The following is a 13270-nucleotide window of genomic DNA, read 5'->3' on the forward strand; positions in this document are numbered from 1 at the left end:
CGTCTTGACCATGCAACATGCTCAATGCTGCATCCGTTGGTTGAGCTGTGTGCCACTCCGACGTACGCTCTCGGTAACCGGCAGTGCTGCCGGACGCGGGCAGCCCACGAAGCACGCCTGCCGAGAGCGAGGATCGACGATGACCCCATCCGACCGAGACGCCACCGGGCTCCTGACCAAGCCCGACGACTTCGTGCAGCTCGTCACCGCGACGGGCGAGCGCCGCCCCCACGCCGACTTCGATCCGTGGGTCGCCGACGTCGACCTCGGGGCGCTCGGCCGCCTCTACCGCGACATGGCGATCATCCGGCGCATCGACGCCGAGGCCACCGCCCTTCAGCGCCAGGGCGAGCTCGGCCTCTGGCCGCCGCTCGCCGGCCAGGAGGCGGCGCAGATCGGCTCCGGTCGCGCACTCCGCGATGACGACTTCATCTTCTCCAGCTACCGCGAGCACGCGCTCGCCTGGTGTCGCGGGGTCGAGCCGGCCGAGCTGCTCTCGGTGTGGCGCGGCAGCGCGGCATCGGGATGGAATCCGTTCGAGCACGGCATGGCCGTGCCGCAGATCATCATCGGCGCCCAGGCGCTGCACGCCACGGGGTACGCGATGGGCGCCGCCTGGGAGGGCTCCGATGCCGCGGCCATCGCCTACTTCGGCGACGGTGCGACGAGCGAGGGCGACCTCAACGAGGCGCTCGTGTTCGCCGCGAGCTTCGACGCCCCCGTCGTGTTCTTCTGCCAGAACAACCAGTGGGCGATCTCGGAGCCGGTCGGCCTGCAATCGAAGCAGCATCTCGCCCGCCGAGCCGACGGCTTCGGCATGCCTGGTGTGCGCGTCGACGGCAACGACGTGCTGGCCGTGCTCGCGGCGACCCGCATCGCCCTCGACCGTGCCCGGCGCGGCGAAGGACCCACGTTCATCGAGGCGGTCACCTACCGCATGGGCCCGCACACGACCGCCGACGACCCCAAGCGCTACCGCACCGACGAGGAGCTCGCCGAATGGAGCGGACGCGACCCGCTCGCGCGAGTGCTCGCCCTGCTCGACGCGTCGGGGGTGGATGTCGCGGGGCTCGAGCGCGACGTGAAGTCGGAGGCCGACCGGGCCGCAGCCGAGCTTCGGGCCGCCCTCACGACGATCACCGACCCCGAGCCCCTCTCGGTCTTCGACCACGTCTACGCGGAGCCGAACAGCCACGTCGACCGGCAGCGGGAGCACTACGCGCGCTACCTCGCGATGTTCGACGACACGGATGCCGCGGCATCCGCCACCGCCGAAGGAGGCGTGCGGTGACCGCGCTGACGCTCGCCAAGGCACTGAACGCCGGGCTCCGCCGCGCGCTCGCCGACGACGACAAGGTCGTGCTGATGGGGGAGGACATCGGCACGCTCGGCGGCGTCTTCCGCGTCACCGACGGGCTGAAAGCCGAGTTCGGGCCGAAGCGGGTCGTCGACACGCCGCTCTCCGAGGCCGGCATCGTCGGCACCGCGGTCGGGCTCGCGTACCGGGGATTCCGCCCCGTCGTCGAGATTCAGTTCGACGGATTCATCTACCCCGGCTTCGACCAGATCGTCGCGCAGGTCGCGAAGCTGCACTACCGTTCTCGCGGCAACGTGCGCATGCCGATCACGATTCGGGTGCCGTTCGGCGGCGGCATCGGTGCGGCGGAACACCACTCCGAGTCGCCCGAGGCGTACTTCGCGCACACCGCGGGCCTTCGGGTCGTCGCGTGCTCGAATCCCGCCGACGCCTACGTCATGATCCGCCAGGCGATCGCGAGCGACGACCCGGTGCTCTTCTTCGAGCCCAAGCGGCGTTACCACGTGAAGGGAGAGGTCGACGAGACGGCGAGCCTCGCCGACGCCCGGCCCATGGGCGTCGCGACCACGATCGCGGCGGGCACCGACGTCACGCTCGTGACGTACGGTGCCCTCGTGCAGACCGCGCGCGACGCGGCGATCGCGGCTGCGGAGGACGGCGTCTCGATCGAGGTCATCGACCTGCGCTCGCTCGCCCCGGTCGACTACGCGACGGTCGAGGCATCGGTGCGACGAACCGGCCGCATGGTGATCACGCACGAGGCCGGACAGCAGGGCGGCGTCGGCGCCGAGCTCGCCGCCGCCATCACCGAGCGCTGCTTCGAGTTCCTCGAGGCGGCTCCGGTCCGCGTCACCGGGCACGACATCCCCTACCCGCCGGCGAAGCTCGAGCGGCACCACCTGCCCGATCTCGATCGCATCCTCGACGGCGTCGACCGCGTGCTCGGTCGACCGAACTCGATGAGCGGAGTGGAGGCGTGAGCGCGATGATCCGCGACTTCCCGCTGCCCGATCTCGGTGAGGGGCTCACCGAATCCGAGATCGTCGCCTGGCGCGTCGCGGTCGGCGACCGGGTCGAACTGAATCAGATCATCGCCGACGTCGAGACGGCCAAGGCGGTCGTCGAGCTGCCCTCGCCCTTCGCCGGGGTGGTGACGGCACTGCACGCCGCCGAGGGTGAGACGGTCGACGTCGGGGCGCCGCTCTTCTCCTGCGACACGGGTGACGGCGACGCCGGGGCCGACACAGGGGCCAACGCAGACGCCGATGCCGCCGCCGCTGCCGTCGCTGGCGCGGCGCCCGGCTCGACTGCGCACGCCGCCGAACAGCTCGAAGCGGATGCCTCGCCCGGGCCGAACCTCGTCGGCTACGGCGCCGCAGCTGAGACCGGGCCGACGCGTCGAGCCAGAAGCACCGCGCTCTCGGCCGATCTCGTGCCGCCGGCGCCCACGACGGCCGAGACCGAGAACGCCGCGCCGGTCGCCGTGCCCGCCGCACGCGGTTCGGAGCGTCCGCGTTCGACACCGCCGGTGCGCAAGCTCGCTCGCGACCACGGCGTCGACCTCGAACGGGTCACCGGCACCGGGGAGCGCGGCCTCATCACGCGCGACGACGTCGAGCACGCGGCCTCCTCGTCGCGCTCGGACGCCGAGCACGCCGAACACGCCGCGCTCGGCCGGCCCGCAGAGACCCGCATCCCCATCCGCGGCGTGCGCAGGCACACCGCCGCTGCGATGGTGCGCAGCGCGTTCACCGCGCCGCATGTCACCGAGTTCCTCACGGTCGACGTGACCGGAACCATGGAGCTTCTGCGAAGCATCCGAGACGACCGTGCGTTCTCTGGCCACAAGGTCACGCCTCTCGCGGTCGTCGCGAAGGCGCTCTGCATCGCCGCTCGCCGCACCCCCGAGGTCAACGCCCGGTGGAACGACGAGGCCCAGGAGATCGTGCGGTTCGGCGGAGTCAACCTCGGCATCGCGGCCGCCACGGAACGCGGCCTGGTGGTGCCCAACGTCAAGGCTGCCGAGCGGATGACCCTCATCGAGCTCGCCGACGCCATCGCGGCGCTCGCCGAGACGGCGCGGGCGGGGCGCACGAGCCCGGGCGAGCTCGCCGGCGGCACGATCTCGATCACGAACATCGGCGTCTTCGGCATCGACGCCGGCACGCCGATCCTGAACCCGGGCGAGGCGGCGATCCTCGCCATGGGCGCGGTGCGCCGGCAGCCGTGGGAACACCGCGGCGAGATCGCCCTGCGCGAGATCATGACCCTCAGCCTCTCGTTCGACCATCGACTGGTCGACGGGGCGCAGGGGTCGCGGTTCCTCGCCGACATCGGCGCGATCCTCCGGGAACCGGGAGTCGCGCTGACCATGGCGTGAGTCGCCCCCGGCGGTCCGGCAAGGGCGACCGTAGCGCGATCACTGCTCTGGCGAGAGGATGGGCACATGAATGAACGCAGCATCCTCTCGCCGGCCGAGACCGCCGACGAACTCTCCGGTACGGCCTTCGTTCACATCGACGAGCGGCTGATCGGCGCATACTCGACCGCCGACTTCACGAGCGCCGTACGGCTCCTCGACGCCGTGGCGGTGGCGGCGGAGGAGCTGAACCACCATCCCGAGGTGCAGGTCGGCTGGGGGCGCGTCGTGTTCGAGCTGAGCAGCCACGACGTCGGCGGCGTCACCTCGCGCGATCTCGCCCTCGCCCGGCGCATCGGGGGTATCGCCGCCGAGCAGGGAGCGCGCGTCGGCAACTGAGCACAACGGCCGCCGGGCGACGGGTCGGTCGAACCTCGGGTTGCGGCCGCTGACGAAGCCTCCCTGCGCCGTCACCCGAGCGAGTAGATGAACTCCTCCATCTCGATGCCGCGGGCGTTCGCGAACGCGAGGTCGAGGCCCACCCGGCGAAAGCCGAGCTTGTCGAGCACGGCGATGGATCCGGCGTTGTCGACGGCGACCCTGGCCTGGAGCGGGCGCACCGTCAGCTCGTCGAGCACCAACCGCACAGCTCTGGTCGCGATGCCGCGGCCCCAGTGCGCCCGGTCGATCCAGGAACCGAGGCACCAGCCGTCGTCGGCGTGCCAGACGACGACGTCGCCGACGATCTGTCCATCGGCCCGCACCGTGCGCAGCGCGACCTCGGGGTCGGCGATGAGCCGCTCCCATCGTTCGACGAACGCGGCCAGATCCGCGGGGTCCTCGGACGCGAACCCGGCCATCTGCCGCGCTTCGGGATCCTGGCGGAATCGGAACAGTACGTCGAGATCTCCGGCGCGGGTCGCGCGCAGGGTCACGACATGAGGCTCGCCCATGCCATTTCCTCCAGGATGCCGCGGACGACGCCGTCGGCAGGTCGACGCCCGGGAATGCGGGCGCTGTGCGGAGTGGAGTTCAGGAGTCCGAAGGCGGCATGTGCCCGGAACCTGAGCTCCGTCTCGGCCCGGTCGGGCCGGAGTCTGGAGAGGGTGTCGACCCAGTGCTCGACGTAACGACGCTGCAGCAGACGCACCTCGTGCCGCGCCTCGACGTCGAGCTGTTCGAGTTCGCGGTCTTGCACGAGGATCACGTCGGCGTCGCCGAGGGCGAATTCGACATGGAAGGCGATGAGCGCACGCAGTGCGGAGGCCTGATCGGGGGCGCGGTCGAGCACGCGCTCGGCACCGTTGAGGAGGCTGCGGCTCGCGCCGGTCAGGATGGCGGCGAGCACGGCGGCCTTGCCGGGGAAGTGCCGGTAGACGGCCGGCCCGCTCACGCCGACCGCGGAACCGAGGTCTTCGATCGTGACGCCGGCGTAGCCGCGTTCGGCGAAGAGCGTCGCCGCGGCAGCGAGGATCGCCTGGCGCCGGTCGGCCTTCTGCCGGCTGCGCTCGGTGCCGAGGCCCGGCTCGGCACCGGCGCCCGTGCCGGCATCGGCGCTGGTGCCGGTGGATGCAGTAAGGGCGACGACGGCCGTGTCGGCGGCGTCGGCGGTGCTCGGAGTGGTTGCCATCTCGGTTAATGCTCGCTAACATCAGGAATCGAGTTAGTGCACACTAACCGAAATCATGCGCCGGCCACAAGGGGGCGCGCCGTCGACGAGGACCGGTGGAACGCATGTCCATCCTGCAGACGAGCATAGATGCCACCGGTGACGCCGCGCGGCTGAACGCCGAGGCGCAATCCGCGCTCGTCGCCGAACTGCGCACCCGGCTCGCCGCCGCGGCCCAGGGCGGCTCCGAGGCATCCCGAGAGCGCCACGTCGCCCGGGGCAAGCTGCTGCCCCGCGCCCGGGTCGAGCGCCTGCTCGACGAGGGCAGTCCGTTCCTCGAGCTCTCGCCTCTCGCCGCCGACGGACTGTACGGCGGCGACTCCCCGGGCGCCGGCATCATCACCGGCATCGGGCTCGTGCACGGGCGTCCGGTCATGGTCGTCTGCAACGACGCCACCGTGAAGGGCGGCACGTACTACCCGATGACGGTGAAGAAGCACTTGCGCGCGCAAGAGGTCGCGAAGGAGCATCGCCTACCGTGCGTCTACCTCGTCGACTCCGGCGGCGCGTTCCTGCCGCTGCAAGACGAGGTCTTCCCCGATCGCGATCACTTCGGACGCATCTTCTTCAACCAGGCCACCCTCTCGTCGATGCGCATCCCGCAGCTGGCGGCCGTGCTCGGCTCCTGCACGGCCGGCGGCGCCTACGTGCCGGCGATGAGCGACGAGACCGTGATCGTGCGAAACCAGGGCACCATCTTCCTCGGCGGCCCTCCGCTCGTGAAGGCCGCGATCGGCGAGAGCGTGACGCCCGAAGAGCTCGGCGGCGGCGAGCTGCACGCGAGGGTCTCCGGAGTCACCGACCACCTCGCCGAAGACGACGAGCACGCCCTCGAACTCGTTCGCGACATGGTCGCGACCCTCCCGGCGCAAGCGCCGCGGGCGTGGGCCGTGCGGGAGCCCCGGCCGCCGGCCGTCGATCCGTCGACCCTCGCCGCGGTCGTGCCGGTCGACGTGCAACAGCCCTACGACGTGCGCGAGGTCATCGGGCGCCTCGTCGACGGCAGCGAGTTCGCCGAGTTCAAGCGCGAGTACGGCGACACGCTCGTGACGGGGTTCGCGCACCTCGACGGCCACCCGATCGGCATCGTCGCGAACAACGGCGTGCTGTTCAGCGAGTCGGCCATGAAGGGCGCGCACTTCATCGAGCTCTGCGACCAGCGCGGCATCCCGCTGCTCTTCCTGCAGAACATCTCGGGCTTCATGGTCGGCCGTGACGCGGAGGCGGGCGGCATCGCCAAGCACGGCGCGAAAATGGTCACCGCCGTCGCGACGACCCGGGTGCCGAAGTTCACGGTCGTCATCGGCGGCTCCTTCGGTGCCGGCAACTACTCGATGTGCGGGCGGGCGTACTCGCCGCGGTTCCTCTGGATGTGGCCGAACGCCCGCATCTCGGTGATGGGCGGCGAGCAGGCGGCATCCGTGCTCTCGACCGTCAAGCGCGACCAGCTGGCGGTGAACGGCGAGGCGTGGCCGGATGCCGCGGAGCAGGCGTTCAAGGATCCGATCCGGGCTCAGTACGACGAGCAGGGCAGCCCGTACCACTCGACGGCCCGGCTCTGGGACGACGGGATCATCGCTCCCGAAGACACTCGCACCGTGCTCGCGCTCGCCCTCGAACTCGCGAGCCGCACGCCCCTGCCCGAGCCGGCGTTCGGCCTGTTCCGCATGTGAGCGTGCCGGGTGACCGTCTCGCCGGTCAGCGTGCGCGCGCGGCCGCCTGCTCGACCTCGCGCACTGCTTCGTCGACGCCGCGGTTCCACGGCCTGCCGTGCCCGGGCAGCACCCAGGTGGCCCGGAGCCCGTCGAGTCGTCGCAGTGATGCGAGGGCCTCGGCGGGGTCGTCGGTGAACGGCGCGGGCTGAGGGCCGAGTGCGCCGGTGAGCACGTGACGGGTGGTCAGCGCGTCGCCGACGAAGACGGCATCGGCGGCGGGCACGTGGATCGCGATGCTGCCGGGGGAGTGGCCGGGCAGCCCGATCACCCTCGGGGCGCCGGGCAGCGCGAGCACGTCGCCGTCGTTCACCGGCACGACCTCGGTCAGCGGCGTGGTGCGGAGCCCCTTGTGGGTGAGCGCGTACCAGAGGAACCTCACCGTCGCGCCGAGTTTCATGCTGCCCCATCCGGGCTTCGTCGACACTTCGCCGCGAGCGCGCGCGGCGTCGGCCGCGTGCACGTGGACGGGAACGCCGTGGTCATGCCGAAGGCGCTCGGCGAAGCCGATGTGGTCGGAGTCGCCGTGGGTGAGCACCACTCCTCGGATGTCGCTGAGTGAACGGCCCATCGCGGCGAGCTCGGCCGTCAGCTCGCTCCACTGGCCGGCGAGCCCGGCGTCGATGACGGTGATGCCGTCGGGCGTCTCGACGAGGTAGACCGCGACGAGGTCGGAGCCGATGCGGTGGAGGGAGGGGCCGAGCTTCATGGAGTGCCTCGCTGGTGATGGTGGGAAGATGATGGCTATGCTACATAGCCATCATGGCTACGCGCAATAGCCTAGAGTCGGATCAACGAAAGGGCGGATGCATGCCGACACCGGACCGGACCTCGCTCGACGCCATCGTCGGCGCCGGGCGCTCGATCCTCGAGGCCGATGGGCTCGGGGGGCTGACGATGCAGGCGGTCGCCGAGCGCGTCGGCGTTCGCGCGCCGTCGCTCTACAAGCGGGTGCGGAGCCGGGGCGAACTCGTGCGGCTCATCGCCGCGGCGACCGTCGACGATCTCGCCGGCCGCCTCGATGGAGCGATCAGCGTGAACGGCCAGGATGACGGCCAGGGCGACGCGCTCGTCGACGACGCGCTCGTCGACGACGCGCTCGTCGACGTGGCTCGGCTCGCCCGCGCCGTGCGCGAATTCGCCCATGAGCGGCCGGCGGCCTACGCGCTCGTGTTCACGCCGAGCGATGAGTCGGGGCTCGAGGTCGAGGCGCTTCGTGCTGCGAGCGCGCCCCTGCTGGCGGTCGCAGCCAGGATCGCCGGCCCCGAGCATGCGCTCGACGCCGCGCGCACGCTCACCGCGTGGGTGACGGGGTTCGTCGCCATGGAACTCTCCGGGGCGTTCCGCCTGGGCGGCGACGTCGATCGGGCGTTCGAGTTCGGCGTCGAGCGCATCGCCGCCGCCCTCGTGTCGACGCGCGCCTGAGCGGCCGGTTGGGCCGAGGCATCCGCTGCTCTCGATCTCGCGCGCCGGCCTTGTGATTTCAGTTAACGAGCACTAACATCGAATCCAGTTAGTGCGCGTTAACTGATGTTCGCGCGTCGAGCGCAGGGAGGCGCGGATGGGCACGGGCGACGGCCGCAGCGAGGCACGACTGCCGCGCCCGTTCGAGCGCGTGCTCGTCGCCAACCGCGGCGAGATCGCGGTGCGCGTCATCCGCACCCTCCGCCGGCTCGGCATCCGCTCGATCGCCGTCTACTCCGACGCCGACGCGGATGCCCCGCACGTGCGCCTCGCCGACGAGGCCGTGCGCATCGGTCCCGCCGCGGCCGCCGCGAGCTATCTCGATCCGGCCCGCATCATCGACGCAGCGCGAGCGAGCGGCGCCGAGGCGATCCACCCCGGCTACGGTTTCCTCTCGGAGCATGCGGGATTCGCCGAGGCATGCCGCGACGCCGGCATCGTCTTCGTCGGCCCGGGCGTTCGAGCCCTCGAGATCATGGGCGACAAGATCAAGGCCAAGCGGCACGTCGCGGCCTCCGGGGTGCCCACCGTTCCCGGCATCGCCGACGCCTCGCTCGACGACGTCGCCCTCGCTGCCGCGGCCGAGTCCGTCGGCTATCCGCTGCTCGTGAAGCCGAGCGCCGGCGGCGGCGGCAAGGGCATGCACATCGCCCGTGACGCAAGCGAACTCGCGGCCGCCCTGCCCGCGGCGCGCCGCGTCGCGCTCACGGCGTTCGGCGACGACACCCTCCTGCTCGAACGGCTCATCGAACGGCCGCGGCACATCGAGGTGCAGGTGCTCGCCGACGAGTTCGGCGAGGTGATCCACCTCGGCGAGCGCGAGTGCTCGTTGCAGCGGCGCCACCAGAAGGTCATCGAAGAGGCTCCGTCGCCGTTGCTCGACGCCGAGACCCGCGCCCGCATCGGGCAGGCGGCGTGCGATGCCGCACGCAGCGTCGACTACCGCGGCGCCGGCACCGTCGAGTTCCTCGTGTCGGACACCGCGCCCGACGAGTTCTTCTTCATCGAGATGAACACCCGGCTGCAGGTCGAGCACCCGGTCACCGAACTCGTGACGGGCATCGACCTCGTCGAGCAGCAGTTGCGCGTGGCCGCCGGCCAGCCGCTCGGGCTGAGCCAGGCCGAGGTGCGCCTCCGCGGTCACGCCATCGAGGCGAGGGTGTACGCCGAGAGCCCTGCGCGCGGGTTCCTCCCATCGACCGGCGAGCTGCTCGTGTGGCGCGAACCCGTCGCAGCGGGCGTGCGGGTCGACGGCGGCATCCGCTCGGGGCAGCGGGTCACCGCCGACTACGACCCCATGCTCGCGAAGGTCATCGCGCACGGCGCAGACCGTGCCGAGGCCCTCGCCCGGCTCGATGCCGCGCTCGCCGACACCGTCGTGCTCGGCGTCGAGACGAACCTCGGCTTCCTGCGCCGTCTGCTCGCCGACCCCGCCGTGCAGCGCGGCGATCTCGACACAGGACTCATCGATCGGCTGCCCGCCCCCGAGACGGATGCCGCTCCGCCCGCGGTGCTCGCCGAGGTTGACGCGTTCCGCGCCGAGTCGCAGATCGAGGCCGCTCGCGCTGCGGGCGAGCACGCCTGGCGGACCGCCCGTGGCTGGCGTCTGGGCAGCAGCTCGGAGCCGGTGCCCGATCGCGACGGCGAGGCCGTCTTCGCGACCGACGACGACGGCACGGTCTGGGTGCACACGGGTGCGGGCAACTGGGGCGTGCCGGCCGTCGATCGCCGCGTCGCACTCGACGCCCGCCTCGCCACGATCGAGCGTGGCGGTCATGCCGACCCCGAGCTGCGCGCGCCCATGCCCGGCACCGTCACCGCCGTGCTCGTCGCAGACGGCGATGCGGTCGACATCGGCGATGCCGTCGTCGCGATCGAGGCCATGAAGATGGAGCACCGCGTCACGGCGTCGGTTGCCGGCATCGTGCGACTCGCCGTCGCCGTGGCACAGCAGGTCGCTCGCGACCAGTCCGTCGCCCGCATCGAGCCGCACCCCGAGACATCCCCCGAGGCGTCCGCCGAGACATCCGCCGAGGCACCGGCCGCAGTGCCCGCCGCCGCATCGCCGACCGCGCCGCACGACGGCGCGCGCCGGACCGAAACCCACGAACAACGAGGAGCACGACCGTGAACTACGAACTGAGCACCGAGGAGCAGGGGCTCTTCGACCGCGTCAAGGACTTCGCCGACACCGTCGTCGCCCCTGCCGCCTACGAGTACGACACGAAGCGCCGCCTGCCCATGGAGATCATCGCCCAGATGGGCGAGCTCGGCCTCTTCGGGCTGCCGTTCCCCGAGTCGGTCGGCGGGCAGGGCAAGAGCTACTTCCAGCTCTGCCTCGCGGTCGAGGCGCTCGGCCGGGTCGACCAGTCGATCGGCGTCACCCTCGAGGCGGGCGTCGGTCTGGGCGTCATGCCGATCTACCGGCACGGCACGCCCGAACAGCAGGCCGAATACCTGCCCGACCTCGTCGCCGGCCGCGCGCTCGCCGGATTCGGACTCACCGAGGCGAAGGCCGGCTCCGACGCCGGGGCGACGCAGACGACCGCGGTGCTCGACGGCGACGAGTGGGTGATCAACGGCTCCAAGCAGTTCATCACCAACTCGGGCACGCCCATCACGCGATTCGTCACGATCACGGCCGTCACGGGTGAGAAGACCGCACCCGACGGCAGCGTGAAGAAGGAGCTCTCGACGATCATCGTGCCGAACGGCACTCCGGGCTTCACCGTCGAGGAGGGCTACGACAAGGTCGGCTGGCACACCTCCGACACGCACCCGCTGACCCTCACCGATGTGCGGGTTCCCGCGACGAACCTCCTCGGTGCGCGCGGCCGCGGCTACGCGAACTTCCTGCAGACCCTCGACGAGGGGCGTGTCGCGTTCGCGGCGCTCGCGACCGGCGCCGCCCAGGGCTGCCTCGAAGAGGCGCTCCGCTACGCGAAGGAGCGGGTGGTCTTCGGCGAGCCCATCGGATCGAACCAGCACATCGCGTTCAAGATCGGCCGTATGCAGGCGCGGGTGCACCAGGCGCGCCTCGCGTGGCACGACGCAGCACGCAAGCTCGATGCAGGCAAGCCCTTCAAACTCGAGGCCTCGATCGCCAAGATGGTCTCAGGAGAGGCCGCGATGGACAATGCCCGCGACGCCACGCAGATCTTCGGCGGCTACGGATTCATGAACGAGAACACCGTGGCGCGTCACTACCGCGATTCGAAGATCCTCGAGATCGGCGAGGGCACCACCGAGGTGCAGCTCATGATCATCACCCGCGAGCTCGGCCTCGCCGCCTGACGAGGGGATGCCGCGGGCCACCGCACGACACGAAGGAGCCGAGATGTCCGGTGACGCCGTACCACCCGTGTACCGCGAGGTCGTCGAGCGCGGGCTCTGGTTCGAGGAGTTCGAACCCGGCACCCGGTACCTGCACCGCCCGGGCCGCACGGTGACCGAGGCCGACAACGTGCTGTTCACGACGCTCACGATGAACACGCAGGCCTTGCACCTCGACGCGGCCTGGTCTGCGACGCAGCCCTTCGGCGAGCGGCTCGTGAACTCGATGTTCACCCTCGCGACGATCGTCGGGGCATCCGTCGCCCAGCTCACGCAGGGCACGATCGTCGCGAACCTCGGCTTCACCGAGGTCGTGTTCCCGGCGCCGCTCTTCCACGGCGACACGCTGTACAGCGAGACCGTGGTCGTCGAGACGCGGCCGTCGGCATCACGACCGGGGCAGGGCATCGTGACCCTGCGCCACACGGGCCGCAATCAGCGCGGCCTCGAGGTCGCGCACGCGACGCGTTCGGTGCTCGTGTGGTTCCGCGAGGCGGGCGAGCGGCAGGCGGCCATCGCCGACGCGGCGACGGTCGCCGGGGCGGCCGACGAGGAGGCGAACGGATGACGCATCAGCCCTTCCGCTTCGGCCCGGCCCTGCTCTTCTGCCCCGCCGACCGGCCGGACCGCTTCGCGAAGGCCCTCGAACGCGCCGACGCCGTGATCCTCGACCTCGAAGACGCGGTCGGCGAGGAGGCCAAGCACGCCGCCCGGCTGGCGCTGCTCGGCACCCCTCTCGACCCCGAGCGCGTGGTCGTGCGGGTCAATCCGGCATCGAGCACCCACTTCGACGACGATCTCACCGCGCTCGCCGAAACGGGGTATCGCACGGTGATGCTCGCGAAGTGCGAGGGCACCGCCGACGTCGTCGATCTCGCCGGGTACGAGGTCATCGCGCTCTGCGAGACCGCTCGGGGCGTGCTCGCGGCGCCCGAGATCGCGAAACTGCCCAACGTCTCGGCGCTCATGTGGGGGGCCGAAGACCTGGTCGCCTCGCTCGGCGGATCGTCGAGCCGGTTTCCAGACGGTCGTTACCGCGACGTCGCGAGGCACGCCAGGTCCCAGGTGTGCCTCGCTGCGGCGGCGCACGACATCGCCGCGGTCGACGCGGTGCACCTCGCGATCGACGACGTCGACGGACTGCGGGCCGAGGCCGAAGACGCCGCCGCGCTCGGCTTCAGCTCGACCGCGTGCATCCACCCGCGCCAGGTCGACGTCGTGCGCGAGGCGTACCGTCCCGACCCCGATCGACTCGAGTGGGCCCGCGCCGTGCTCGCCGCGGCCGAGGACGGGCCGGGGGCATTCGCCTTCCGTGGGGGAATGGTCGATGCTCCGGTGCTCCGGCAGGCCGCTGCGCTCGTGCGCCGGGGCGGCGGCTGAGCAAACGATTCGGTAACGGTTCGCACGTCGTTCCG

General features: G+C 71.4%; 13 protein-coding genes. 10 read left to right on the forward strand and 3 right to left on the reverse strand.

Annotated features, from left to right (window positions below):
• Positions 1 to 139: 139 nt before the first annotated feature.
• The 4 genes from pdhA (at position 140) to DCE93_RS05515 (ending at position 4076) form a co-directional block, all read left to right on the forward strand.
• Positions 140 to 1291: a pyruvate dehydrogenase (acetyl-transferring) E1 component subunit alpha gene (gene pdhA / locus DCE93_RS05500; RefSeq protein ID WP_108594995.1), complete on the forward strand. Its 1152-nt coding sequence runs from the start codon at positions 140 to 142 to the stop codon at positions 1289 to 1291.
• Entirely contained in the window at positions 1288 to 2298 is a 1011-nt protein-coding gene (locus DCE93_RS05505) for an alpha-ketoacid dehydrogenase subunit beta (RefSeq protein WP_108594996.1), read from the forward strand. The genes pdhA and DCE93_RS05505 overlap by 4 nt, the downstream gene beginning before the upstream one ends.
• Before the next feature lie 5 nt (positions 2299 to 2303).
• Positions 2304 to 3698 (forward strand): dihydrolipoamide acetyltransferase family protein, encoded by a 1395-nt coding sequence (locus DCE93_RS05510; protein ID WP_108596613.1) that lies wholly within the window; start codon positions 2304 to 2306, stop codon positions 3696 to 3698.
• Between the two features lie 66 nt (positions 3699 to 3764).
• Complete coding sequence (locus DCE93_RS05515; RefSeq protein ID WP_108594997.1) at positions 3765 to 4076, forward strand: 4a-hydroxytetrahydrobiopterin dehydratase; 312 nt, start codon at positions 3765 to 3767, stop codon at positions 4074 to 4076.
• Between the two features lie 71 nt (positions 4077 to 4147).
• Here the strand turns inward: DCE93_RS05515 and DCE93_RS05520 are convergent, their stop codons facing one another.
• Both DCE93_RS05520 and DCE93_RS05525 read right to left on the reverse strand, forming a co-directional pair.
• Positions 4148 to 4630: a GNAT family N-acetyltransferase gene (locus tag DCE93_RS05520; protein ID WP_108594998.1), complete on the reverse strand. Its 483-nt coding sequence runs from the start codon at positions 4628 to 4630 to the stop codon at positions 4148 to 4150.
• Positions 4609 to 5307: a TetR/AcrR family transcriptional regulator gene (locus DCE93_RS05525; RefSeq protein ID WP_108594999.1), complete on the reverse strand. Its 699-nt coding sequence runs from the start codon at positions 5305 to 5307 to the stop codon at positions 4609 to 4611. Before DCE93_RS05525 ends, DCE93_RS05520 begins: the two co-directional genes overlap by 22 nt.
• A 104-nt stretch (positions 5308 to 5411) precedes the next feature.
• Between DCE93_RS05525 and DCE93_RS05530 the strand changes: the two genes are divergently transcribed.
• Positions 5412 to 7019 (forward strand): carboxyl transferase domain-containing protein, encoded by a 1608-nt coding sequence (locus tag DCE93_RS05530; RefSeq protein ID WP_108595000.1) that lies wholly within the window; start codon positions 5412 to 5414, stop codon positions 7017 to 7019.
• 25 nt (positions 7020 to 7044) lie between these two features.
• On the opposite strand, the gene DCE93_RS05535 is transcribed toward DCE93_RS05530, so the two are convergent.
• The gene (locus DCE93_RS05535; protein ID WP_108595001.1) at positions 7045 to 7767 is read right to left on the reverse strand and encodes an MBL fold metallo-hydrolase; all 723 of its coding nucleotides are present in this window, start codon (positions 7765 to 7767) and stop codon (positions 7045 to 7047) included.
• Between the two features lie 101 nt (positions 7768 to 7868).
• Here DCE93_RS05535 and DCE93_RS05540 point away from each other — a divergent pair, with 101 nt between their 5' ends.
• From DCE93_RS05540 to DCE93_RS05560, 5 genes are all read left to right on the forward strand, one after another.
• Positions 7869 to 8483: a TetR/AcrR family transcriptional regulator gene (locus tag DCE93_RS05540; protein WP_108595002.1), complete on the forward strand. Its 615-nt coding sequence runs from the start codon at positions 7869 to 7871 to the stop codon at positions 8481 to 8483.
• Positions 8484 to 8619: 136 nt separating this feature from the next.
• Entirely contained in the window at positions 8620 to 10653 is a 2034-nt protein-coding gene (locus DCE93_RS05545; RefSeq protein WP_108595003.1) for an acetyl/propionyl/methylcrotonyl-CoA carboxylase subunit alpha, read from the forward strand.
• The gene (locus tag DCE93_RS05550; protein WP_108595004.1) at positions 10650 to 11816 is read left to right on the forward strand and encodes an acyl-CoA dehydrogenase family protein; all 1167 of its coding nucleotides are present in this window, start codon (positions 10650 to 10652) and stop codon (positions 11814 to 11816) included. The genes DCE93_RS05545 and DCE93_RS05550 overlap by 4 nt, the downstream gene beginning before the upstream one ends.
• A gap of 43 nt (positions 11817 to 11859) precedes the next feature.
• On the forward strand, positions 11860 to 12423 hold the full coding sequence (locus DCE93_RS05555) for a MaoC family dehydratase (protein ID WP_108595005.1): 564 nt from the start codon (positions 11860 to 11862) through the stop codon (positions 12421 to 12423).
• Positions 12420 to 13235: an HpcH/HpaI aldolase/citrate lyase family protein gene (locus DCE93_RS05560; RefSeq protein WP_108595006.1), complete on the forward strand. Its 816-nt coding sequence runs from the start codon at positions 12420 to 12422 to the stop codon at positions 13233 to 13235. The genes DCE93_RS05555 and DCE93_RS05560 overlap by 4 nt, the downstream gene beginning before the upstream one ends.
• The last annotated feature ends 35 nt before the right edge of the window (positions 13236 to 13270 follow it).

It is taken from the genome of Agromyces badenianii (assembly GCF_003070885.1).
Lineage (GTDB): Bacteria > Actinomycetota > Actinomycetes > Actinomycetales > Microbacteriaceae > Agromyces > Agromyces badenianii.

What these genes read in the sequence shown, in the direction of transcription:
- DCE93_RS05555 (WP_108595005.1), top strand. Translation starts at nt 11,860, where the DNA reads ATGTCCGGTGACGCCGTACCACCCGTGTACCGCGAGGTCGTCGAGCGC.
- pdhA (WP_108594995.1), top strand. Translation starts at nt 140, where the DNA reads ATGACCCCATCCGACCGAGACGCCACCGGGCTCCTGACCAAGCCCGAC.
- DCE93_RS05530 (WP_108595000.1), top strand. Translation starts at nt 5,412, where the DNA reads ATGTCCATCCTGCAGACGAGCATAGATGCCACCGGTGACGCCGCGCGG.
- DCE93_RS05545 (WP_108595003.1), top strand. Translation starts at nt 8,620, where the DNA reads ATGGGCACGGGCGACGGCCGCAGCGAGGCACGACTGCCGCGCCCGTTC.
- DCE93_RS05510 (WP_108596613.1), top strand. Translation starts at nt 2,304, where the DNA reads ATGATCCGCGACTTCCCGCTGCCCGATCTCGGTGAGGGGCTCACCGAA.
- DCE93_RS05560 (WP_108595006.1), top strand. Translation starts at nt 12,420, where the DNA reads ATGACGCATCAGCCCTTCCGCTTCGGCCCGGCCCTGCTCTTCTGCCCC.
- DCE93_RS05540 (WP_108595002.1), top strand. Translation starts at nt 7,869, where the DNA reads ATGCCGACACCGGACCGGACCTCGCTCGACGCCATCGTCGGCGCCGGG.
- DCE93_RS05525 (WP_108594999.1), bottom strand. Translation starts at nt 5,307, where the DNA reads ATGGCAACCACTCCGAGCACCGCCGACGCCGCCGACACGGCCGTCGTC.
- DCE93_RS05520 (WP_108594998.1), bottom strand. Translation starts at nt 4,630, where the DNA reads ATGGGCGAGCCTCATGTCGTGACCCTGCGCGCGACCCGCGCCGGAGAT.
- DCE93_RS05515 (WP_108594997.1), top strand. Translation starts at nt 3,765, where the DNA reads ATGAATGAACGCAGCATCCTCTCGCCGGCCGAGACCGCCGACGAACTC.
- DCE93_RS05535 (WP_108595001.1), bottom strand. Translation starts at nt 7,767, where the DNA reads ATGAAGCTCGGCCCCTCCCTCCACCGCATCGGCTCCGACCTCGTCGCG.